The sequence below is a fragment of the Pseudomonas sp. C5pp genome, from assembly GCF_000814065.1.
Lineage (GTDB): Bacteria > Pseudomonadota > Gammaproteobacteria > Pseudomonadales > Pseudomonadaceae > Aquipseudomonas > Aquipseudomonas asiatica.
In genome coordinates this window covers 33290-56535 of the sequence record NZ_JWLN01000020.1, presented here as the reverse complement: position 1 = coordinate 56535, position 23246 = coordinate 33290, and the positions used below count along the sequence as shown (strand labels likewise).

General features: G+C 65.8%; 19 protein-coding genes and 1 pseudogene. 12 read left to right on the top strand and 8 right to left on the bottom strand.

Features of this window, described 5'->3' with window-relative positions:
* Nucleotides 1–25: 25 nt before the first annotated feature.
* From RR51_RS17165 to RR51_RS17145, 5 genes are all read right to left on the bottom strand, one after another.
* Nucleotides 26–1561: a DHA2 family efflux MFS transporter permease subunit gene (locus RR51_RS17165; RefSeq protein WP_023663084.1), complete on the bottom strand. Its 1536-nt coding sequence runs from the start codon at nt 1559–1561 to the stop codon at nt 26–28.
* Entirely contained in the window at nt 1558–2751 is a 1194-nt protein-coding gene (locus RR51_RS17160; protein ID WP_039614211.1) for an HlyD family secretion protein, read from the bottom strand. The genes RR51_RS17165 and RR51_RS17160 overlap by 4 nt, the downstream gene beginning before the upstream one ends.
* 30 nt (nt 2752–2781) lie before the next feature.
* Complete coding sequence (locus tag RR51_RS17155) at nt 2782–3255, bottom strand: MarR family winged helix-turn-helix transcriptional regulator (RefSeq protein WP_003260288.1); 474 nt, start codon at nt 3253–3255, stop codon at nt 2782–2784.
* 140 nt (nt 3256–3395) lie between these two features.
* A complete protein-coding gene (locus RR51_RS17150; protein ID WP_039614210.1) occupies nt 3396–4025 on the bottom strand; it encodes a response regulator transcription factor in 630 nt (209 codons plus the stop codon).
* Nucleotides 4026–4037: 12 nt separating this feature from the next.
* Nucleotides 4038–5444: a sensor histidine kinase gene (locus tag RR51_RS17145; protein WP_039614209.1), complete on the bottom strand. Its 1407-nt coding sequence runs from the start codon at nt 5442–5444 to the stop codon at nt 4038–4040.
* Nucleotides 5445–5638: 194 nt separating this feature from the next.
* Here RR51_RS17145 and RR51_RS17140 point away from each other — a divergent pair, with 194 nt between their 5' ends.
* The 3 genes from RR51_RS17140 (at nt 5639) to RR51_RS17130 (ending at nt 10443) form a co-directional block, all read left to right on the top strand.
* The gene (locus tag RR51_RS17140; protein WP_013972947.1) at nt 5639–7261 is read left to right on the top strand and encodes an acyl-CoA synthetase; all 1623 of its coding nucleotides are present in this window, start codon (nt 5639–5641) and stop codon (nt 7259–7261) included.
* Nucleotides 7262–7396: 135 nt separating this feature from the next.
* Complete coding sequence (locus tag RR51_RS17135) at nt 7397–9166, top strand: acyl-CoA dehydrogenase C-terminal domain-containing protein (protein ID WP_039614208.1); 1770 nt, start codon at nt 7397–7399, stop codon at nt 9164–9166.
* Between the two features lie 269 nt (nt 9167–9435).
* Nucleotides 9436–10443, top strand: coding sequence for a FecR family protein (locus RR51_RS17130; RefSeq protein ID WP_039614207.1), 1008 nt, complete (start codon nt 9436–9438; stop codon nt 10441–10443).
* Between the two features lie 13 nt (nt 10444–10456).
* On the opposite strand, the gene RR51_RS17125 is transcribed toward RR51_RS17130, so the two are convergent.
* Nucleotides 10457–11776: a Na+/H+ antiporter family protein gene (locus tag RR51_RS17125; protein ID WP_013972950.1), complete on the bottom strand. Its 1320-nt coding sequence runs from the start codon at nt 11774–11776 to the stop codon at nt 10457–10459.
* Nucleotides 11777–12096: 320 nt separating this feature from the next.
* Here RR51_RS17125 and RR51_RS31970 point away from each other — a divergent pair.
* The 8 genes and pseudogenes from RR51_RS31970 to RR51_RS17090 form a co-directional block, all read left to right on the top strand.
* A pseudogene (locus RR51_RS31970) lies at nt 12097–13383 on the top strand (PDC sensor domain-containing protein); the annotation flags it as partial.
* Nucleotides 13384–13485: 102 nt separating this feature from the next.
* Nucleotides 13486–14241, top strand: coding sequence for a methyl-accepting chemotaxis protein (locus RR51_RS31965; RefSeq protein WP_371034575.1), 756 nt, complete (start codon nt 13486–13488; stop codon nt 14239–14241).
* 105 nt (nt 14242–14346) lie between these two features.
* The gene (locus tag RR51_RS17115) at nt 14347–15363 is read left to right on the top strand and encodes an ABC transporter substrate-binding protein (protein WP_039614205.1); all 1017 of its coding nucleotides are present in this window, start codon (nt 14347–14349) and stop codon (nt 15361–15363) included.
* Nucleotides 15360–16208: an ABC transporter permease gene (locus tag RR51_RS17110; RefSeq protein WP_039614204.1), complete on the top strand. Its 849-nt coding sequence runs from the start codon at nt 15360–15362 to the stop codon at nt 16206–16208. The genes RR51_RS17115 and RR51_RS17110 overlap by 4 nt, the downstream gene beginning before the upstream one ends.
* 108 nt (nt 16209–16316) lie before the next feature.
* Complete coding sequence (locus tag RR51_RS17105; RefSeq protein ID WP_038409756.1) at nt 16317–17180, top strand: LysR family transcriptional regulator; 864 nt, start codon at nt 16317–16319, stop codon at nt 17178–17180.
* Nucleotides 17181–17431: 251 nt separating this feature from the next.
* Nucleotides 17432–18349: an AEC family transporter gene (locus RR51_RS17100; protein WP_013972955.1), complete on the top strand. Its 918-nt coding sequence runs from the start codon at nt 17432–17434 to the stop codon at nt 18347–18349.
* 35 nt (nt 18350–18384) lie between these two features.
* Nucleotides 18385–18996, top strand: coding sequence for a cell wall hydrolase (locus RR51_RS17095; protein ID WP_039614203.1), 612 nt, complete (start codon nt 18385–18387; stop codon nt 18994–18996).
* Nucleotides 18997–19216: 220 nt separating this feature from the next.
* Nucleotides 19217–20068, top strand: coding sequence for a CAP domain-containing protein (locus RR51_RS17090; RefSeq protein WP_039614202.1), 852 nt, complete (start codon nt 19217–19219; stop codon nt 20066–20068).
* Between the two features lie 146 nt (nt 20069–20214).
* On the opposite strand, the gene RR51_RS17085 is transcribed toward RR51_RS17090, so the two are convergent.
* Nucleotides 20215–21186 carry a GlxA family transcriptional regulator gene (locus RR51_RS17085; RefSeq protein WP_039614201.1) on the bottom strand — a complete coding sequence of 324 codons (972 nt, stop codon included), beginning with the start codon at nt 21184–21186 and terminating at the stop codon, nt 20215–20217.
* A gap of 106 nt (nt 21187–21292) precedes the next feature.
* On the opposite strand from RR51_RS17085, the gene RR51_RS17080 reads away from it, so the two are divergent.
* Nucleotides 21293–21904 (top strand): LysE family translocator, encoded by a 612-nt coding sequence (locus RR51_RS17080; RefSeq protein ID WP_004376275.1) that lies wholly within the window; start codon nt 21293–21295, stop codon nt 21902–21904.
* Nucleotides 21905–21961: 57 nt separating this feature from the next.
* On the opposite strand, the gene RR51_RS17075 is transcribed toward RR51_RS17080, so the two are convergent.
* Nucleotides 21962–23161, bottom strand: a complete 1200-nt coding sequence (locus tag RR51_RS17075) for an MFS transporter (RefSeq protein WP_039614200.1) — start codon at nt 23159–23161, stop codon at nt 21962–21964.
* Between the last annotated feature and the right edge of the window lie 85 nt (nt 23162–23246).

Sequence of the window (23246 nt, the reverse complement as noted above, 5' to 3'; positions counted from 1 at the left end):
AGCCTGGGCCTTGTTCTGGCCCGGCTCAGTGCCCTGCCGACGCCGGCCCCGCCTTGGCGGTAAAGGGCGGTTTGGCGAACCACACCAGCAGGATCAACCCGGCAAACACCCAGGTCATCAGGGTGAAGTAGTCCACCGTCGACATCATGTACGCCTGCCCGTTGAGTATCTGCTCCAGCTGCGCATAGCTCTGCGGGCTGGCCCCGCCCAGCTGCTCCAGGGTATGCCGCGTGGCCGGGTCGAACTGGCTGATGTGCTCGCTCAGGTAGGCATGGTGCTGGTCCGCCCGGCGAATCCAGATCCAGGTGGTCAGCGACGCCGCGAAACTGCCGCCCAAGGTACGCAGGAAGGTCGCCAGGCCCGAGCCATCGGCAATCTGCTGCGGTGGCAGGTCGGACAGCAGGATGCTCAAGGTCGGCATGAAGAACAGCGCAACGCCAATACCCATGAACAACTGCACCAGCGCCACATGCTGGAAGTCCACCTCGCTGGTGAACCCGGCACGCATGTAGCAGCTGCTGCCGATCGCCAGGAACGCCAGCCCGGCCAGCACACGCAGGTCGAAGCGGTGCGCGTACTTGCCCACGAACGGCGACATCAGCACCGGCAACAGGCCGATCGGCGCCACCGCCAGGCCGGCCCAGGTAGCGGTATAGCCCATCTGCGTCTGCAGCCACTGCGGCAGGATCAGGTTGATGCCGAAGAACCCGGCATAGCCCCCTACCAGCACGATGGTGCCCACGCGGAAGTTGCGGTGCGCGAACAGGCGCAGGTTGACCACCGGGTGACGGTCGGTCAGTTCCCAGATCACGAACACCGCCAGGAACACCAGCGAGACCAGGCTTCCGGCAATGATGAACGACGATTCGAACCAGTCCAGGTCGTTGCCTTTGTCCAGCACCACCTGCAAGGCGCCAACGCCGATGACCAGCGTCAGCAGGCCGATGTAGTCCATCGGCTGGCGGCTGGTGACCACCGGCCGGGTGCGCATCTGCTGGCGGACCACGGCTGCGGCGAACAGGCCAATGGGCACGTTGATGAAGAAGATCCACGGCCAGCTGTAGCTGTCGGTTATCCAGCCGCCGAGAATCGGCCCGGCAATCGGCGCCACCACCGTCACCATCGCCAGCAGCGCCAGGGCCATGCCGCGCTTGGCCGGCGGGTAAACGGCGATCAGCAAGGTCTGGGTCATCGGGTACAACGGCCCGGCCACCACACCCTGCAACACGCGAAAACCGACCAGCTCCGGCATCGACTGGGCAATACCGCACAGGAACGAGGCCAGCACGAACAGCAGCGTGGCCCAGATGAACAGCTTCACCTCGCCAAACCGTCGGCTGAGCCAACCGGTGAGCGGCAAGGCGATGGCGTTGCTCACCGCGAACGAGGTGATGACCCAGGTGCCCTGTTCGTAGCTCACCCCCAGGTTGCCGGAAATGGTCGGCAAGGCCACGTTGGCGATGGTGGTGTCGAGCACCTGCATGAACGTCGCCAGCGACAGGCCGATGGTGGTCAGCAGCAGGCTCGGCGGCGTGAACTGGGCAGCAGCGTTGTTGCTCATCGCTGGGCCGTCTTGCCGGTTGCGCTGTTTTCGTGGATCAGCCGGGCGATCAGGTTGTCGGCTTCGACCAGCTGGCGGTCATACACCTGGGTGGTATAGCTGGCCTGCTGCGGTGGCTGCTGGGCCAAGGTCGGGCCGCTCTGGTCGTGCAGGTCGACCTCGACCACGGTGGACAGCCCGATGCGCAGCGGGTGGTCCTTGAGCTGGTCGGGGCTGAGGTGGATGCGTACCGGCACGCGCTGGACGATCTTGATCCAGTTACCGGTGGCATTCTGCGCCGGCAACAGGGCGAAGGCGCTGCCGGTGCCGGCGCCAAGGCTGTCGACCGTGCCGCTGTACCTGACCTCGCTGCCGTACAGGTCGGCACTGATCTGCACCGGCTGGCCGATACGCATGTCGCGCAGCTGGGTTTCCTTGAAGTTGGCATCGATCCACACCTGGTCCAGCGGGATCACCGCCATGGTCGCGGTACCCGGTTGCAGGCGCTGGCCCAGCTGCACGGTACGCTTGGCAACGTAGCCGGTTACCGGTGCCACCAGCGTGGTGCGGGCATGGTCGAGGTAGGCCTGGCGCAGGTCGGCGGCGGCGGCCATCACTTCGGGGTGCGAGGACACCACGGTGTCGTCGACCAGTGCGCTGCTGGTGCTGAGCTGCTGGCGTGCACTGTTGACGGCGGCCTCGGCCACGCTCAGGTCGTCGCGGGCATGGGACAATTCTTCCGCAGCTATCGCGCCGCTGTCGGCCAGTACCTTGCGCCGGTTGAAGTCCTGGCGGGCCTTGCGCAGCTCGGCCTGGCGGGTTTCCAGCTGGGCCTTGAGCGCGTCGACGTTGCTGTACAGCCCGCGCACCTGGCGCACGCTGCGCGCCAGCCTGGCTTCGGCGGCCTGCAAGGCCACCTGGCTGTCGGCCGGGTCGAATTGCAGCAATACCTGGCCGGCGTGGACCAGGTCGCCGTCATCGGCACCGATGCTGGTGACAGTGCCGGTGACCAGCGGGGTGATCTCTACCACGTTGCCGTTGACGTAGGCATCGTCGGTGCTTTCGTGCCAGCGCCCGACCAGGCTGTACCAGGCCCAGGCTCCGACGCCGGCAAGAATCAGCAGCAACACCAGGCCAAGCAGCCAGGCCTTGCGCTTGCGCGACGGTTCGGGCGCGGCGGAGGGAGTCGGGGTGTCTGCGGGAGTGGCCATGGCAATACCTTGGATAATTCGTGACAGGGATCAACGATCGCCGAAGCGGCGGATCGTCAACGGGTCGCCGGCAGCGAGCAGGACCTTGGCCAGCAGGCCTTCCAGGGTCGCGAGCTCTTCGGGTGCCAGCGCGCCGCACAGCTCGTTCATGGCCGCCGCGCCGATTTCCGGCAGGCGGTCAGCCAGGCGCTGGCCATCGGCGGTAAGCGCCAGGCGCACCTGGCGACGGTCGTCGGCGCAACGGTTGCGCACGATCAGTTCCTTCTGCTCGAGGCGGTCGAGCATGCGGGTCATCGATCCGCTGTCCAGGCCCAGGTACCGGCACAGCTCGGCCGGGGTGTCCACCTGGTACTGGGTGACGATGATCAGCACCTTGAACTGCGCGGCGGTGACGCCTTCGGATTCGAGGTGCCAGTCGAGAATGCGGTCCTTCAGGATCGCCGCCCGGCCAAGCAGCATGCCGATGGCGCAGGTCTGGAAGTTTTCGGGAGAGAAATGGGCCATCGGAGGCTGCTCGGGTAATTGTGTAAAAATATTACTGCCTAGGCAGTGAATGTCAAAGCTTTGATTAGGTTGCTATGGAAAATTTCATGATTTCTGCCCCTTGCGCAGCCCCCTGTAGGAGCGGCCTTGCGTCAGGCCTGCTACGGTGTTCGCAGGCCCAGTGCCTCCACCGCCCCGCAGGCAATGGCCATGCCCACCAACTCCGCCAGGCTATCGGCCTGCAACCGCTTCATCACCCGCCCCCGGTACAGGTCCACCGTCTTCACACTGACGCCCAACCGCTCGGCAATTTCGCGGTTGCTCAACCCTTGGGCCAACGGCACGAACACGTCGCGCTCGCGTGGGGTCAGGCCGTCGATGCGCGCCTGCACCCGGGCCAGCGCCTGGTCGTCCTGGCGTGCCCGCCCGGCGCTTTCCAACGCGGCCTGCACGCTGTCGAGCAGCAACTGGTCGTTGTAGGGTTTCTCGATGAAGTCGCAGGCGCCGGCCTTGAATGCCCGCACCACGATCGGCACATCGGCATGCCCGCTGACGAAGATCACCGGCAAACCCAGGCCACGCTCGCGCATCGCCTGCTGCACCGCCAACCCGCCCAGCCCCGGCATGCGCACATCCAGCAGCACACAGGCCGGCCCATCGTCGACGCAGGCGTCGAGAAACGCCTGCCCGCCGGCGAACGGCAAGGCCTGCAAACCCACCGACTGCAACAACCACACCGTCGAGTCGCGCATACCCTGGTCGTCATCGACCACATACACTTTCGCTTGCACCGCCACCTCCCCTTACCCCCTGCTGACCGCCAGGCGGCAGCACAGTACCAGTCCGCCATTGTCACCGGCTCGCGCCCACAGGCTGCCGCCAAAACCTTCGATCAGGCTGCGGCTCATGCTCAAGCCCAGGCCCAGGCCATCGGCCTTGCTGGTGGTGAACGGCGTGAAGATTTCATCCAGGCGCTCGGGCACCACGCCCGCGCCCTGGTCGGCCACCTCGACCAGCACGCCATCACCATCGCGCGCAGCGCCCAGCAGGATACGTGACGGCCGCTCGCCATGCTGCTCGCGGTTGGCATCGATGGCGTTGCGCAACAGGTTCAACAGCACCTGCTCCAGCAGTACCCGGTCGGCATACACCAAGGGCAGCTGCGCGCTCATGCGCAACTCGACCACCACCTGGTCACGCGCGGCTTCCCAGGCGCACAGGCGCATGGCTTCGCCGGCCACCTCGGCCACGTCCAGCGCCTGCAGGCGGCGCGGCCCCTTGCGCAGGAAGGCGCGCAGGCGGCGGATCACTTCGGCGGCATGGGTGGCCTGTTCGCTGATGCGCTGCAGGCCCTGCCCTACCCGCTCTCGGGCCTGCGGGTCGCGCTCCAGGCCCTGCAGGTAACGCTGGCTGGCGTTGGCATAGTTGACCACCGCAGCCAACGGCTGGTTGATCTCGTGGGCAATGCCCGAAGCCAGCTCGCCCAAGGTGGCCAAGCGGGCACTGTGCGCCAGGCTTTCCTGGGCTTCGATGCGCAGGGTGATGTCGCGAGACACGCTGACCACCTCCACCACCGCGCCGGTGTAGGTTTCGCGGATGGCCCGGCTGGCGATTTCGAACCAGCGGTAGCCGCCTGCGGCCTGGCGCACTCGGCAGGTCATGGTGTGGTAGCCGTCCTGGTCCAGGGCAGCGGCGGCCTGGCGCAGCACCTGGCGGCGCTCGCGCGGGTGCAGCAGGGTATGCACGGCCATGCCGCGCAGTTGCTCCGGCCACAGGCCAAGCAGGCGGAATGCTGCCGGCGAAGCATCGAGGAAACGGCCATCGGGGCTATGCCGGGAGATCAGGTCGGTGGTGTTCTCAATGATCAGCCGGTACAGGCGCCGGGCGCGGCTGGCCTCGCGTGCGCCATGACGCTCGTCGCTGGCGTCGCGGCCACGCGCCAGCACCTGCTGGCCCTGGTCGTCAGGGATGAAGCTCCACAGCACGATGCGTTCACCGACCTGCACCTCGACATCGGCGATCGCCCGGCGCTGGCGCAGGCAGGCGCGCACCAGGGCGGCGCAGTTGCCCGGCAGCCAGCTGGCCAGTGCCGGGCCTTCATCGACCCAGGCCTGCAGCGCCGGGTTGAGTGCCAGCGGCCTGGCGTCGCCGGCCAGCATCAGGCTGGGTTGCGGGTCCTTGGCGAGCAAGGGATAGGCAGTGTTGTCCACGGTAGGCGGCTCGTTGTTATAGTAGTTTTACTATATTGCTATAGTCGATATTCCTAATACCATAGCGACTCGCGTAAAACTGCGACAAGGGGAGCGGCCCACCGTCCGCCTCCCTGCACCCTGAACAGAGCTAACAATCAGCCACCGGGGGTCAAGCGCACGGGTTGTGCCTGCCTCCTCTACAGGATTACCGCATGTCGATCTATGCCCAGGGCCTGATGCCCGCTGCCGTCAACCATGTCGCCCTCACCCCGCTGAGTTTCATCGAACGCACCGCTGCCGTATATGGCGATTATCCGGCGGTGATCCACGGTGCCATCCGCCGTAACTGGCAGCAGACCTACCAACGCTGTCGGCGCCTGGCCAGCGCCCTGGTGGGCCGGGGTATCGGCCGTGGCGACACTGTGGCGGTGATGTTGCCCAACATTCCGGCCATGCTCGAAGCCCATTTTGGCGTGCCCATGACCGGCGCCGTGCTCAATACCCTGAACGTACGCCTGGACGCCGAGGCCATCGCCTTCATGCTGCAGCATGGCGAGGCCAAGGTGCTGATCACCGACCGCGAGTTCCACACGGTCATCGAGGCGGCCCTGGCCTTGCTCGAGCACCCGCCATTGGTGGTGGATGTGGATGACCCGGAGTACGGCGAAGGCCGTGCGGTCAGCGAACTGGATTATGAAGCGTTCCTCGCCGAAGGCGACCCGGACTTTGCCTGGGAATGGCCCGATGACGAGTGGCAGGCGATCTCGCTCAACTACACCTCCGGCACCACCGGCAACCCCAAGGGCGTGGTCTACCACCACCGTGGCGCTTACCTGAACGCCCTGGGCAACCAGATGGTCTGGGGCATGGGCCATCGCCCGGTGTACCTGTGGACCCTGCCGATGTTCCACTGCAATGGCTGGTGCTACCCATGGACCATCACCGCGCTGGCCGGCACCCATGTGTTCCTGCGCCGGGTCGACCCGCAAAAGATCCTGACCCTGATCCGCGAGCACCGGGTCAGCCACCTGTGCGGCGCGCCGATCGTGCTCAACGCCCTGGTCAACATGCCCGAGGCGGCCAAGGCGGCCATCGAGCACCCGGTGCAGGCCATGGTCGCCGGCGCCGCGCCACCCGCCAAGGTCATCGGCGCAGTGGAAGAGATGGGCATCCAGGTCACCCACACCTACGGCCTGACCGAAGTCTACGGCCCGGTGACCGTGTGTGCCTGGCATGACGAATGGGATGACCTGTCGCTGGAAGAGCGGGCACGGATCAAGTCCCGCCAGGGCGTGCGCTATCCGACCCTCGACGGCCTGATGGTCGCCGACCCGCAAACCCTCGAGCCGGTACCGCGCGACGGCAACACCCTGGGCGAGATCTTCATGCGTGGCAACACGGTGATGAAGGGCTACCTGAAGAACCCCGAGGCTACCGCCGAAGCCTTCCGTGGCGGCTGGTTCCATACCGGTGACCTGGCTGTGTGGCATACCGACGGCTATGTCGAGATCAAGGACCGGCTCAAGGACATCATCATTTCCGGTGGCGAGAACATTTCCACCATCGAGGTCGAAGACGCCCTGTACAAGCACCCGGCGGTGCTGGAGGCCGCGGTGGTGGCACGCCCGGATGAAAAATGGGGGGAAACCCCGTGCGCCTTCGTTGCCCTCAAACCGGGCCGCGAAGACACCCGCGAAGCCGACATCACCAGCTGGTGCCGCGAGCACCTGGCCGGGTTCAAGGTACCGAAGACCGTGGTGTTCGGCGAACTGCCCAAGACCTCCACCGGCAAGATCCAGAAGTACGTGCTGCGCGACCGGGCCAAAGCCCTCTGAACCCGTAGCGGCCTCTTCGCGGGTAAACCCGCTCCCACAGGTACAGCAATGTGCTCAGGTTTGGCGCGATCCCTGTGGGAGCGGGTTTACCCGCGAAGAGGCCAGCCCAGATTTCCCACTTCTCAAGAGCTACCGATGACCACCTACACAGCCCCCCTGCGCGACATGCGCTTCGTCCTGCATGACGTGTTCAACGCCCCGGCCCTGTGGGCCCGCCTGCCCGCCCTGGCCGAGCGCATCGACGCCGATACCGCCGATGCCATCCTCGAGGAAGCAGCCAAAGTCACCGGCCAGCTGATTGCCCCGCTCAGCCGCAACGGTGACGAGCAAGGCGTGCGCTTCGCCGCAGGCGAAGTCACTACCCCTGACGGCTTCCGCGAGGCCTGGCACACCTACCGTGAAGGCGGTTGGGTCGGCCTGGGCGGCAATCCTGAACATGGCGGCATGGGCATGCCGAAAATGCTCGGTGTGCTGTTCGAAGAAATGCTCTACGCCGCCGACTGCAGCTTCAGCCTGTATTCGGCATTGAGCGCCGGCAGCTGCCTGGCGATCGATGCCCACGCCAGCGAAACACTCAAGGCCACCTACCTGCCGCCCCTGTACGAAGGCCGCTGGGCTGGCACCATGTGCCTCACCGAACCACATGCCGGCACCGACCTTGGGCTGATCCGCAGCCGCGCCGAGCCCCAGGCCGATGGCAGCTATCGCATCAGCGGCAGCAAGATCTTCATCACCGGCGGCGAACAGGACCTGACCGAGAACATCGTCCACCTGGTGCTGGCCAAGCTGCCGGATGCGCCCACCGGTGCCAAGGGCATCTCGCTGTTCCTGGTGCCCAAGTACCTGGTCGAGGCCGATGGCCGCCTGGGGGCGCGCAACGCCGCCCATTGCGGCTCGATCGAACACAAGATGGGCATCAAGGCCTCGGCCACCTGTGTGATGAACTTCGATGGTGCCGTCGGCTACCTGGTCGGCGAGCCGAACAAGGGCCTGGCGGCGATGTTCACCATGATGAACTACGAGCGCCTGTCCATCGGCATCCAGGGCATCGGTTGTGCCGAGGCGTCCTACCAGAGCGCCGCCCGCTACGCCAACGAGCGCCTGCAAAGCCGCGCCGCCAGCGGCCCGCAGGCACAGGACAAGGTCGCCGACCCGATCATTCACCATGGCGATGTGCGGCGCATGTTGCTGACCATGCGCACCCTCACCGAAGGTGGCCGGGCGTTTGCCGCCTACGTCGGCCAGCAGCTGGACCTGGCACGCTACGCCGAAGACGCCGGCGAGCGCGAACATGCGCAACGCCTGGTGGCGCTGCTGACGCCGGTGGCCAAGGCGTTCTTCACCGACAACGGCCTGGAAAGCTGTGTGCTCGGCCAGCAGGTGTATGGCGGCCATGGCTACATTCGCGAATGGGGCCAGGAGCAGCGGGTGCGCGATGTGCGCATCGCACAGATCTATGAAGGCACCAACGGCATCCAGGCCCTCGACCTGCTCGGGCGCAAGGTGCTGGCCGACGGTGGCCAGGCGCTGGCCGGCTTTGCCGCCGAGGTGCGGGCCTTCAGCGTTGATGCGCCGCTGCACCGTGAAGCCCTGCAAGCAAGCCTGGCGCGGCTGGAGGCGACCAGCGCCTGGCTGCGGGCGCGGGCCGGCGAGGATGCCAACCTGGTCAGCGCGGTGGCGGTGGAATACCTGCAGCTGTTCGGGCTGACTGCGTATGCCTACATGTGGGCGCGGATGGCGGCGGTGGCGTTGGCCAGGCGTGACGAGGATGCCGCATTTCATGGGGCCAAGCTTGCGTGTGCGGAGTTCTTCTTCCAGCGGGTCTTGCCGCGCGGGTTGGGGCTGGAGGCCAGTATCCGGGCGGGTAGTGGCAGCCTGTATGGTTTGGAGGCGGCGCAGTTCTGAGAGGCCATGGGGGCGCTTTGCGCCCCATCGCGACACAAGGCCGCTCCTACAGGGGAACGCGATTCCATGTAGGAGCGGCCTTGTGTCGCGATGGGCTGCAAGGCAGCCCCAACGATTTCAGCCATTGTTTTACCTGCGCGAAGGGTTCTCAAACGCTGAAAAACCATCACCAATCCGACGAAAACCGGCACAACTGATAGTCATTCGCCATTACCTCGGTTCTCGGGAGCCCTCCTGCAAGGGTAGAATGCGCAAAACCCGGAGCCGCAATGAACCACGACCGCCTCAATTCCAGCCCAGACGATGCCATCACCGACGCCGCCGCGCACTGGTGCATGCGCCTGCACGCCGAAGATTGCTCGGTGGCCGAGCGCGAGGCGTTCGCCCGCTGGCTGGCGGCCGACCCGCGGCATGCCGAGGAATACCAGGCGATGCTGGAAATCTGGCAAACCGCCGACCTGCTGCCGCGCAATGCCACCGTCATCGACTTCAACCCGCCGCTGCAAAAGGCCGCGCGCCAGCGCAACTGGCGGCCGCTGGCATCCGCCGCCGCGATCGCCCTGGCAGTGCTGCCGCTGGCCGGCTGGGTGGGCTGGGAACAAGGCTGGCTGCCCAATCGCTACCAGCACTTCGAAGCCGGCGCGCACATGCAGACCGTGCAGCTGAGCGACGGCAGCTCGGTGCAGCTCAACCTCAACACCGAGCTCACCTACCTCAACTACAAGGACCAGCGCCAGGTCACGCTCAAGCGTGGCGAGGCGTTCTTCAAGGTGCAGCACGACAGCAGCCACCCGTTCATCGTGCATGCCGGTCGTGGCCAGACCCGCGTCACCGGTACCCAGTTCAACGTGTGGAAGTACCAGGACCAGGTCAAGGTCACCCTGGTGGAAGGTTCGGTACTGGTATCCAGCGACGGCAGCACCGGTGGCTACCGCCTGGGCCCTGGTATGCAGGCCAGCTATCACAAGGGCGACTTCGAGCCGCAACTGGAGCAGAGCGAGGACTACGGCAACAGCCTGGCCTGGCGCGACGGCAAGCTGGTGCTCGACAACCTGAGCCTGGAACAGGCCCTGCCGATAATCAACCGCTACCTCGACGCACCGCTGCTGCTGGCCGACGCCAGCACCGGCCGCATCCGCATCAGCGGTATCTACAACACCCGTGAGGTGGGGCGCCTGGTCAACAACCTGCCCAAGGTGCTGCCGGTCTACCTGACCCGCAGCAAGGACGGCAGCACCGTGCTCAACCGCATCTCGCCACCGCCCGACAAGGGCTGACGCCCTCCCCGTCTTACAGCGTCATCGCCGCCAACCAGCCGAACGCCAGCAGTGGCAGGTTGTAGTGGATGAAGGTAGGCACCACGGTGTCCCAGATATGGTGGTGCTGGCCATCCACGTTCAACCCCGAGGTCGGGCCCAGGGTCGAGTCCGAGGCAGGCGAGCCCGCGTCGCCCAGGGCACCGGCGGTACCAACGATGCACACGGTGGCCAGCGGGTCGAAGCCCAGCTGCACGCACAGCGGCACGAAGATCGCGGCCAGGATCGGCACGGTGGAGAACGACGAGCCGATGCCCATGGTCACCAGCAGGCCCACCAGCAGCATCAGCAAGGCACCGACGCCCTTGCTGTGGTCGATCCACTGCGCCGAGGTTTCCACCAGGCTGTTCACCTCACCGGTGGCCTTCATCACGTCGGCAAAGCCTGAGGCGGCAATCATGATGAAGCCGATCATGGCCATCATCTTCATGCCTTCGGTGAACAGGTCGTCAGTGTCCTTCCAGCGCACGATGCCCGACAGCGAGAAGATCAGGAAGCCGACCATGGCGCCGATGATCATCGAGTCCAGCCACAACTGGACGATGAACGCCGAGGCAATCGCCAGCCCGGCCACCAGCAGGGTCAGCGGGTTGTACTGCACGCTCACCTGCTCCACCTGCTCGATGCGCGCCAGGTCGTAGTCACGCTTCTTGCGGTAGCTGACGAATACCGCCAGCAACAGGCCTGCCAGCATGCCAGCGGCCGGGATGGCCATGGCGTGGGTGACATTCACGCCACTCACGTCGACACCCGCGCGGGCGACGTTGGCCAGCAGGATTTCGTTGAGGAAGATGTTGCCAAAGCCCACCGGCAGGAACATGTACGGGGTGATCAGGCCAAAGGTGATCACGCAGGCGATCAGCCGACGGTCGATGCGCAGGCGGGTCAGCACGTACAGCAGCGGTGGCACCAGCAAGGGGATGAAGGCGATGTGGATAGGCAGGATGTTCTGCGAAGACACTGCCACCACCAGCATCAGGCCCACCAGCAACCATTTGACCTTGCCGCCACTGGCATGGCCCTGGCGGTCGATCATGGCCAGGGCGCGGTCGGCCAGGGCATGGGCCAGGCCGGACTTGGCGATGGCCACGGCAAAGGCGCCCAGCAGTGCATAGGACAGGGCTACCGTGGCCCCGCCGCCGAGGCCGCCGTTGAAGGCCTTGAGCGTACCTTCGATGCCCAGCCCCCCCACCAGCCCACCGGCCAGGGCCCCGACGATCAGGGCGATGACCACGTGCACGCGGGACAGGCTGAGTATCAGCATGATGCCGACCGCGGCGATCACTGCATTCATGGTTGGCTTACCTCATTGCGACAGAAAAAAAGCGCGCACTCTGAAGCAGTGGGCAGCAGATGTCAAAAGCGCCATGTTGCGGCGGATTACACGAGGGCTGAAATTTAAATTGAATGTTTGAATAAAGAAAAAATGGGATGGGCCGATATGGTGGGAAGGCTGGGAGATGCCTGGCTGGAGATTTCTGTCGCCTGTGAGATCGAGCGCCGCCGCGGCGGCGCTCGATCTCACAGACGACACACATCTCCAGCCAGGCACCTCTCAACCCCGCCCAGCCCCAAAGCCATAACCCTTACTGTCCAAAAAAAGGGATACGCCCCATGCCTTTGCGACAACTTTCCATCCAGTGGAAGATCACCCTGCTCGCCGGTCTCTGCCTGGCCGGCATCGTCACCCTGCTCGTCGGCCTGTCGCTGTATCGCATGGACCACAGCTCGGACCTGGTCAAGGCCAGCAGCATGCAGATGCTGACCGAGTCGGCGCAGTCGCGCATCGAGTCGCAGGGCGAGGTGCAGGCGCTGAACATCCGCCGCCAGTTCATGGACGCCTACCAGTACGGCGCCGGTTTCGCCCGCCAGGTGCTGTTCCTGCGCGAGCAGGCGGAAAAGCGCTTTCTCGATGCCTTCGACCTGCGCGAGGACATGACCCGCCAGGTGCGCGCCGCCCTGCAGGCCAACCCTGAGCTGCTCGGCCTGTCGCTGGTATTCGAGCCCAACGCCCTGGACAACAAGGACAGCCTGTTCGCCGGCAAGGCAGAACTGGGCAGCAACGAAACCGGGCGCTTCGCCCTGTACTGGTCGCAGCCGCGTGTCGGCCAGCTGACGGCCATGGCCCTGCCCGAACATGACATGGCCAACACCGAGATCGGCCCCAGCGGCCAGCCAGCCAATACCTGGTGGGTGTGCCCGCGCACGTCCGGCAAGGTGTGCGTGGTGGAGCCCTACTTCTACGACATCGATGGCCAGCAGGTGCTGATGACCAGCATCGTCTTCCCGCTGGCAGTCGACGGCAAGGTGATCGCCACCCTGTCCATCGACATCAACCTCAACAGCCTGCAGGCCCTGAGCCAGGAGGCCAGCCGCAGCCTGTACGAAGGCCGCACCACGGTCGGCATCCTCAGCCCGGTCGGCCTGCTGGCCGGCTACAGCGCCGACGCCAGCAAGCTGGCCCAGCGCTTCGACCAGGTCGACACCGCCAAGGGTGCTGAACTGGTGCGCAAGCTGGCCGACGGCAAGATGACCATCGTGCACGACCAGCAGCGCCTGAAGGTGCTGGCCGCCTTCCAGCCGATTCCGGATGCCCAGCCCTGGGGCGTGCTGCTGGATGTGCCGGAAAACGCCCTGACCGGGCCGGCCGAAGCGCTGAAACAGGAACTGGACGCGCTGAACACCAGCGGCACCCTGCTGGAACTTGGCCTGGGCCTGGCGGCGGCGATTGCCGGCCTGCTGATGGTGTGGCTGATGGCCCGCGGCGTTACCCGGCCGATCCTCGGCGTGGCAAGCATGCTCAAGGACATTGCCAGCGGCGAAGGTGACCTGACCCGCCGCCTGAACTACCAGAAGCAGGACGAACTGGGCGAACTGGCCGGCTGGTTCAACCGCTTCCTCGACAAGCTGCAGCCGACCATCGCCGAGGTCAAACGCTCGGTGCAGGCCGCCCGGGGCACCGCCGACCAGTCTTCGGCAATTGCCACCCAGACCAGCGCCGGCATGGAGCAGCAATACCGCCAGGTCGACCAGGTGGCCACTGCCTCGCACGAAATGAGTGCCACCGCCCAGGACGTCGCCCGCAGCGCCGCCCAGGCCGCGCAGGCCGCCCGCGATGCCGACCAGGCCACCCGCGAAGGCCTGGCGGTGATCGACCGCACCACCCACAGCATCGATGCCCTGGCCGCCGACATGAGCAACGCCATGAGCGAAGTGGAGGGCCTGGCGCAGAACAGCGAGAAGATCGGTTCGGTGCTGGAGGTGATCCGCTCGATCGCCGAACAGACCAACTTGCTGGCGCTCAACGCCGCCATCGAGGCGGCCCGCGCCGGTGAAGCCGGCCGTGGCTTTGCCGTGGTCGCGGACGAGGTACGCAACCTGGCCCAGCGTACCCAGGAATCGGTGGAAGAAACGCGCCAGGTGATCGAGGCCTTGCAGAACGGCACTCGCGAGGTGGTCGGGGCCATGGACAACAGCCACCGCCAGGCCCAGAGCGGCGTGCAGCAGGTTGGCCAGGCAGTCACCGCGCTGCAGCGCATCGGCCAGGCAGTGACGGTGATCACCGACATGAACCTGCAGATCGCCTCGGCCGCCGAGGAGCAAAGCGCAGTGGCCGAGGAAATCAACAGCAACGTGGCAACCATCCGTGATGTCACCGAATCGCTGTCGGGGCAGGCCAACGAGTCGGCGCGGGTAAGCCAGTCGCTGAACAGCCTGGCCAACCAGCAACAGGCGCTGATGGACCAGTTCCGCGTCTGAGTCACTTGCAGGCCGCTGCCAATCGCGTGCAGCGGCCTTCCTGCCGGGCCTGGAGCCGGTCGTCTACACTTGCGGCAACTCAGTAGCGCCACTCCAAGAGGCCCCATGAAAAAGATTCCGACGTTGCTGGCCGGCCTGCTGCTCGCCGTCGGCCTGGCCAGCACCGACAGCGCCGCCTCCGCAGAACGCACCACGCCCATCCGCTTTGGCGCCATCGGCTGGGAAAGCGGTGCCCTCACCACCGAGATCCTGCGGCTGATCGTGGAGCGTGGCTACGGCTACACCACCGACACCCTGCCCGGCAGCACCGTCAGCATGGAAGTGGCCCTGGCGCGCAACGACCTGCAGGTAATCGCCGAGGAATGGGCCGGGCGCAGCCCAGCCTGGGTCAAGGCAGAACAGGCCGGCCAGGTGTTTGCCTTGGGCGACACGGTCAAGAACGCCGAAGAAGGCTGGTGGGTGCCGGCCTACGTGATCGAAGGCGATGCCGCGCGCAAACTGAAACCCGTGGCGCCGCAATTGCGCAGCGTCGAGGACCTGAAACGTTACCCGCAGGTGTTCCGCGACCCCGAGTCACCCGGTAAAGGGCGCTTTCTGAATAGCCCCAGCGGCTGGACATCCGAAACCGTCAACAGCCAGAAACTCAAGGCCTACGGGCTGAATGATCTCTATACCAACTTCCGCAGTGGCTCCGGGGCTGCAATGGATGCCGAAATCGGCTCGGCCATCCGCCGTGGCCAACCGGTGCTGTTCTACTACTGGAACCCGACCCCTTTGATGGGGCGTTACAAACTCATACGCCTGCAAGAGCCACCGTTCGATGCCCAGGCCTGGGCCACCCTCACCGATGCCGGCAACCCCGAGCCCAAGGGCAGCAGCTCGCTGCCGGCCAAATTGTCGATTGGCGTGTCCAAGGCCTTTCGCGAGGGCTACCCGGAACTGGTGAGCATGTTCGAGCGGGTCGACCTGCCCATCGACCGACTGAACAAGGCACTGGCCGACATGAGCGAAAAGCGAACGCCGCCCCGCGACGCTGCCCTCACCTTCCTGCGCAATAACCGCGAGGTGTGGAAAGCCTGGTTGCCTGCGGACATTGCCACCAAGGTCGAGGCCAGCCTGTGAGCGGCGGCTTCCCCGAGGCCCTGCAATTCTCCTTTGCCGACAGCGTCAACAGGCTGGTCGACTGGCTGGTACTGCATTACGGCGATCACCTGCGCAGCGTCTCGGACCAGTTGCTGCAACTGCTGGTCGGCCTGGAAACCCTGCTGCGCCTGATGCCGTGGTGGCTGTTGCTGTTCCTGATCGGCCTGCTGGCCTGGCATGCCAGCCGCAGCGTGCTGCGCAGCGCGGTACTGGTGGCGCTGCTGGCCCTGATCGGCATGCTCGGGTTGTGGGACAAACTGCTGCAGACCATGGCGTTGGTGCTGGTCAGTAGCGGCCTCTGCGTGCTGGTGGGCGTGCCGCTGGGCATCCTGCTGGCTGCCCGGCCACTGGCGAAGCGCTTGCTGTTGCCGGTACTGGATGTGATGCAGACCTTGCCGGCCTTCGTTTACCTGATCCCGGTGCTGATGCTGTTCGGCCTGGGCAAGGTGCCCGCCGTGTTCGCCACACTGATCTATGCCCTGCCACCGCTGGTGCGGCTGACCGAACTGGGCCTGAGCCAGATCGACCCTTCGCTGCTGCAAGCCGCCCATGGCCTGGGGGCCAGCCGCTGGCAGCGGTTGCGGCGCATCGCCCTGCCGCTGGCGCTGCCGAGCATCATGGCCGGGCTCAACCAGTCGGTGATGATGGCCCTGTCGATGGTGGTGGTGGCTTCGATGATTGGCGCCCGCGGGCTGGGCGAGGACGTGCTGTCGGGGATCCAGACGCTGAATGTCGGCCAAGGCGTCGAGGCCGGGCTGGCGATCGTCGCCCTGGCCATGGTGATCGATCGGATCAGCCAGGCCTATGGGCGTGGTGTGCGCTGAGAAATATTGCCTCTACCGGCCTCGACTCGCTGTAGGAGCAGCCTTGTGCTGCGAAAGGGCCGGGCCTGACAATGCATCTCTGTCAGCTTGAAACCGGACCACATCCGCATGTCCCTCAAAGCCCTGCGCACCCTGGTAACCATCGCCCGCCACGGCACCTTCGCCCGTGCCGCCGACCTGCTCAGCCTCACCCCTTCGGCGGTAAGCCTGCACATCAAGACCCTCGAAGACGAACTGCAGGTGACCTTGTTCGACCGCAGCCGCAGGCAGGTGTCGCTGACCGAAGCCGGCCAGTTGGCGGTGGCCCGCGCCGAGACCATCCTGGCTAGCTATGACGAACTGGCCGACGCCCTGGCCAGCGGCCCGAGCCTGCGCGGCCGCCTGCGCCTGGGGGCGATCCACACCGTGCTGGCGCGGCGCCTGCCCAAAGCGCTGGTGTGGATCAAGGCGCACCATCCGCAGCTGCATGTCAGCGTGGCCTCCGGTATGTCGGCGGAACTGGCGCGACGGGTTGAAGACGGCGAGCTCGATGCGGCAATCACCACCGAGCCGGTCAGCCCCTACCCGCAAAGCCTGGACTTCACGCCGTTGTTCGAAGACCGCTTCTGGGCGATCGCCAGCCCCGACCTGGCCGGGCTAAGCGTGCCGCAGTTGCTGGCCAGCCAGCCGTTCCTGCGCTTCGACAAGCGTGCCTGGGCCGGGCGGCAGATCGAGCAGGAGCTGCGCCGCCAGCATCTGCAGGTGAGCGAGCAGATGGAGCTGGACAGCCAGGAAGCGCTGGCGCGCATGGCGGTGATGGGCCTGGGCGTGGCAATCATCCCCATGGCCGATGACGACCTGCAACGCTTGCCACCGGCTACCTGCCTGCCATTTGGCGAACCGCAGCTGACCCGGCGCGTGGTGTTGCTGGAGCATGAGAAGAGCCAGCGGCGGCATTTGAGCGCGGTGCTGAAGACTGCGCTGGAGGCGTGAAGGTTCGCAGGGCCTTGTAGGAGCGGCCTTGTGTCGCGAAAGGGCCGCAAAGCGGCCCCGGCAATTTTGCGGCGATGCCGATATCCTGGGGGCGCTTCGCACCCCTTTCGCGACACAAGGCCGCTCCTACAAGAGCAAGTGTCGACTTCAACCATGCATTTTTTCTCAATGGTCAGTGCAGAAAACAACGTTTTTACAGATCGATCCGCACCAGTAGTCTGTGCCCCGTACCCGACCACGGAACGTCGATCATGCTCCACTTGCTGCTGACTACCCTGCTGCCGATCATCCTGCTGATTGCCCTGGGTACTTTCCTGCGCCTGCGTGGCTTTCTCGCCGATAACTTCTGGCCCGGCGCCGAGCGCCTGAGCTATTACGTACTGCTGCCGTCGCTGTTCCTCCATGGCCTGGCCACCGCCAACCTCGATGGCGTACCGGTGCTGGGCATGGTCGGCGTGCTGATGCTCTCGACCCTGGCCGGGGCCGTGCTGCTGGTGCTGTACCAGGGCGCCATGAACCACGACGGTGCCGACTTCACCTCGGTGTTCCAGGGCGGTATCCGCTTCAACAACTACATCGGCGCCACCCTTGCAGCGGGTATCTACGGCAGCGCCGGCATTGCCCTGGCAGCGGTGGCCAACGCCGCCATCGTGCCACTGGTCAACCTGCTTTGCGTGTTGGTGTTCGCCCGCTTCAGCGCCCGCCATAGCTCACCGGCCACGGTGCTGCGGGCCATCTTCGCCAACCCCTTGATCGTCGGTTGCGCCGGCGGGTTGCTGCTGCGCGCCAGCGGGCTGGGTTTGCCAGCGGGTATCGAACCCACGGTCAAGGCCCTGGGCCAGGCCGCCCTGCCGCTGGGCCTGCTGTGCGTCGGCGCAGCCCTGGGTGGTGCCCGCCTGGGCCAGCAGGTGCGCCCGCTGATGGCGGCGTCGGCATTCAAGTTCCTGGTCATGCCGCTGACCACCTGGGGCTTGTGCCGCCTGCTTGGCCTGGGTGGCCAGGCAGCGGTGGTGGCGGTGCTGTTCCAGGCACTGCCGACCGCGTCATCTTCCTATGTGATGGCCCGGCAAATGGGCGGTAACGCACCGCTGATGGCCACCATCATCGCCCTGCAGACCGTGTTGGCCGCCGCCACCCTGCCTTTGGTGCTGATGCTTGCGCTTGGCTAGACTGTGAACCAGCCCACAGTTCGGGAGCTTGCATCATGCGCCTTTCGTGGATGGTGATCGGCCTGGTTTCGGCCCTGCTCGCAGGCCCCTTGCACGCGGCCGACCCGGCCAAGGCTGCCGTCGCCGAGGACAAGGCCGAGGTGCTCGAGGAAAAAGTGGTGAATGACACACCACCCCCGAAAAAGGCCGAGACCCTCACACCGGGCGAAGCACAGGCAGTGGACCCGGCCGGCCAGGCGCCGCTGGATGACAGCATCACCTGCCTGGCCCGCACCATTTACTGGGAGGCCAAGGGTGCCGACGCCGAAGACATGGCCGCCGTGGCCAACGTCGTGCTCAACCGCCTGGGCCACGATGGCTTTCCGGATACCATCTGCGGCGTGGTCAAGCAGGGTGTGGAAAGCAAAGCCTGCCAGTTCTCCTGGTGGTGCGACGGGCGCCCGGACCAGGTCGAAGAAGCGCAACGCTACGACATTGCCAAGGAAATCGCGCGCAAGGCGCTCAACCAGCAGTTGAAAGACCGCACCGGGGGTGCCTTGTACTTCCATGACCGCAATGTGCACCCGGACTGGGCCAAAGCCTACCGCCGGACGGCGCAGACCAGGCATTTTCTGTTCTACAAACCGAACCAGGCGGTGGCGCGCTGATAGACGCCGGGCGCCAGCAAATCGGCAGACAGGCGTGGTTCGATAGGAATGATTACCAACTATTCGCACTTTTCAGATGATCAGTGGTCTACTTCCTCTTTTACCGCCAGCAACGAATGCCGGCGTTTTCATTGCTTTGCACGATCCCGGGCCAAAAGCCCCGGGCTTGTGTAGGATGAGCAGCGCAAACCACGACGCTGCCAGTCATAGGGAGATCCACATGCGCGTCCTGTCATCCGTTGCCGCCTTGTCGCTGGGCCTGCTCGTCTCGGCCGGGGCCATGGCTGCCACCGGCGAAGAAGCGCAACTGATCGATTCGATCAATGTCTACCGCAGCAAGGCCCAGCCCTGCGGTGGCGAAGCGTCGTTGGAGCTGCCACCGCTCAACAGCGATACCCGCCTGGCGCTGTCGCCAGAGGGTACCCGCGACCTGCAGCAGGCCATGACCCGCGCCGCCTACCCGATGGTCAATGTGCAGGCCATCAGCCTGTCGGGGCCGCGTGATGCGCGCGCTGCCATGCATGCCATCGAAGAGAGCTTCTGCCAGGTGGTGCTCGACCCGCAGTTCGTCGATATCGGCGTCAGCCAGGAAGGCCGCGACTGGCGCATCGTGCTGGCCCGGCCGCTGCTCAGTGGCCGCCTGGGCGATTGGCAGGCCGAGGGACAGAAGGTGCTGCAGGAGATCAACGCCGCGCGCAAGGTGCCGCGCCAATGCGGTGGCCAGCCCTTCGCCGCCGCCCCCGCACTGAGCTGGAGCACGGTGCTGGCCGGGGTTGCCGCCAACCACACCCGGGCCATGGCCAACCAGAACTTCTTCGACCACATCGACAAGGATGGCCGCACCCCCGGTGACCGGGCAGAGCTGGCCGGCTACCTGTACCAGCAGATCGGCGAAAACATCGCCGCCGGGCGTGACACCGCGCGCAAGGTGGTCGATGGCTGGCTGGATAGCCCGGGGCATTGCGCGACGCTGATGAACCCGGACTTCCGCGAGCTGGGCGCTGCGTATGCAGTGGACCCGAAGAGTGATGCGGGGATTTACTGGACAGGGTTGTTCGGGATGCCGCAGTAGGCCGGCTCCCACAGGACTCATTCAAATAGCAGGGACCCTGTGGGAGCGGCTTTAGCCGCGAACACCGGCGCAGCCGGTGCCATGCACCGCGGTGGCTTCTTCGCGGGTAAACCCGCTCCCACAGGGTACGTGGACCGCTTGTGAATTCAGTTCTCTGCGTGACAGCGCAGCTCAAGGGCCGTGCAACCAAACCGTCGCCGCACGCACTTGCCCAGGTAACTGGCATCGCCCAGGCCCACTTCATCGGCAATCTGCGCCAGGCTGTGGCTGGAATTGAGCAGGCGCCAACGCGCCTGTTGCAGGCGCATCTCCAGCCACCAGGCCTTGGCGCTCATGCCATGGCTGGCGTGAAACTGCCGGTCCAGCTGGCGCCGGCTGATGCCCAGCTCAGCCGCCAGCTGCTCCGCGGTCAACGGCGTACCCAGGTGATGACGCATCAATGCCTGCGCGCGCTGCACCTGCCGCCCCTGCCCGGCCCCCAGCTCCAACGAGCGCAAGGCATGGCGGCTGTCACGGGTTTCATCCACCAGCATGTCGGCCAGGCCTTTCAGCGCCCTGGCCCTCCCGCAGGCGCGTGACAACAGCGCGACGGCCAGGTCGATGGCCGCGGTGCCGCCGGCGCAGGTGATGCGGCTACCGTCGATGCAATACAGCTGCTCACTCAGTACCTGCAAATGCGGGAAGGCTGCACGGAATTCGGCTTCGTGGCGCCAGTGCACCACTACCTTGTGCCCTTGCAGCAACCCGCAGGCAGCCAACAGGAAAGCACCGTTGTCGACCGCCACCAGCTTGACGCCGGCCTTGCCAGCCTGCCTGAGCAAGGCCCGGTAGCGAGGCGCCAGCGCGGCAGTGGCCAGCGCGTTGCGCCCGCCGAACACCACCAGGTAGTCGAAACTGGCCAGCTCGAGCTGGCCAGCGACGGCCTCGACCTGCACCACCGCGCCACTGCTCGAAGGCACCGGGTCGAGTGTCAGCCCTGCAACGGTCCAGCTGCAGTAGCGCTGCTGGCTGTAGTCCTCGTCGTCGGCGCTGAAACGCAACTTGTCGAGAAAGGCACCGAACGGCAGCAGGGCAAAATCCGGTAACGGCAAGATCAGCAAGCGGATATCGGGCTGCATTGGCATCACGTCCAGAAACGACCATTCAATGTCCGGATCATACCCTTGCCCGACAAGATCGGCGCCATAGACTGGCGCCCTCTCCATCAACAAGGCATTCCCCACCATGGCACTCGACACCTGGCTCATCTATCTGCTGGCCAGCATCGGCCTGTCGCTGACCCCAGGCCCCAACAGCCTGCTGGCCCTGACCCACGGTGCCCTGTATGGCGCACGCCGGACGTTGTTCACCATCATCGGCGGGGTGTTTGGCTTCAGCGCCCTGATTGCCTTGGCCATGTTCGGCCTCAGCGCATTGCTGCAGGCCTCGGCCTCGGTGCTGAGCGTGCTCAAGTGGGTGGGTGGCGCCTATCTGGTCTGGCTGGGTATCCAGCTGTGGCGCAGCCCGGGCCTGCACCTGGAACTGACCGCGCAAAGTGCGCGGCTGGGCAATGCCGGCCTGTTCCGCCAGGGCCTGCTGTCGGCCATGGCCAACCCCAAGGTGCTGCTGTTCTACGGCGCGTTCCTGCCGCAGTTCATCGACCCGCAGCGTGGGTTGCTGCTGCAGTTCGTGGTGATGGCGGCGACCTTTGCCAGTGTCGAGTTCCTGGTCGAATACCTGTTGGCACGCCTGGCGTTTCGCATCCGGCCATGGCTGGCCAAGGGCGGCAAGGGCTTCAACCGCTGCTGCGGCAGCCTGTTTGCCTTGATTGGTGTGGCGTTGCCGCTTGGGCGGTAGCACTATGCAAAGACTGTCGCGATCGTACAGGGATCGCGACAACCTGCGGGCTCGCATTCAACCCCGGCGTGCTTTGGCCAGGAAGATGATCAAGGCCACGCCCGGCAACCCCGCCCCCACCAGCGCCACACCGTGCCAGCCGAACTGGCTGAACACCGCGCTGGCCACCGCCGAACCCAGCGCCCCACCCAGGAAGATGCTGGTCATGTACACCGCGTTCAGCCGCCCGCGGCTGGCCGGGTCCAGCGCGTACACTTCACGCTGGCCGATGACCATGTTCATCTGCACCGCAAAATCCAGCAGCACGCCAGTCAGCCCCAGGCCGATCACGCTGTAGCCCGGCACGGTCAGCCCCAGCAACAGTGCCGCCGGTGCCAGTAACAACGCCAACAGCGAACCGGCCCGGGCATGCCCGGCATCGGCCAGGCGGCCGGCCATGGGTGCGGCGACGGCGCCTACCGCGCCTACCAGGGCGAATACTGCGATCTGGCTCTGCGACAGGCCATGCTCGGTTGCCAGGGCCATCGGCACCGCCGTCCAGTACAGGCTGAACGCCGCGAACATCAACGCCTGGTACAGCGAGCGCTGGCGCAGCAAGGGATAACGGCGCAGCAGCGTGAGCAGCGACAGCATCAGCCCGGCATAGCTGGCCTTGTGCTCGGGCACCCGCCGCGGCAAGGTCAGGGCCAGCAGCAGGATGATCGCCAGCATCACCCCGGCAGCGCCAATGAACACCGCCCGCCAGCCGAAGTAGTCGGCCACCAGGCTGGACAACGGCCGCGCCAGCAGGATACCCAGCAGCAGGCCGCCCATGATGTTGCCGACCACCCGCCCACGCTGCTGCTCCGGCGCCAGGTGCGCCGCCAGCGGAATGAGCATCTGCACCGCCACGGAACTGAAACCGATCAGCAGTGCATAGCCGAGGAACAGCTGGCCCTGGCCGCTGCTGCTGGTGCCCGCCAGCAGCAGGCTGACGCAGGCCAGCACGGCGGTAGCCACCATCAAGCGGCGGTTTTCCAACAGGTCGGCCAGCGGTACCAGCAACAGCAGGCCCAAGGCATAGCCAAGCTGCGTGAGCGAAACGATGAGGCTGGCATGCTCGGTGGACAGCCCCAGGTCCGGGGCGATCAGGCCGACGATGGGCTGGGCATAGTAGATATTGGCGACGATCGCGCCGCAGCAGAACGCCAGCAGGGCGACCAGGGCCCGGCTGAGGCCGGTGGCGGCAGGCTGCGCGGCGGCAAGGGAGGGATTCATGCGAGTGTCCTCGGCGATGGCTGGAATATGCCGGCCACCTTACCCAGACGCACTCCTGGCGAGAATCCAGCGCTGGCGCAACAGG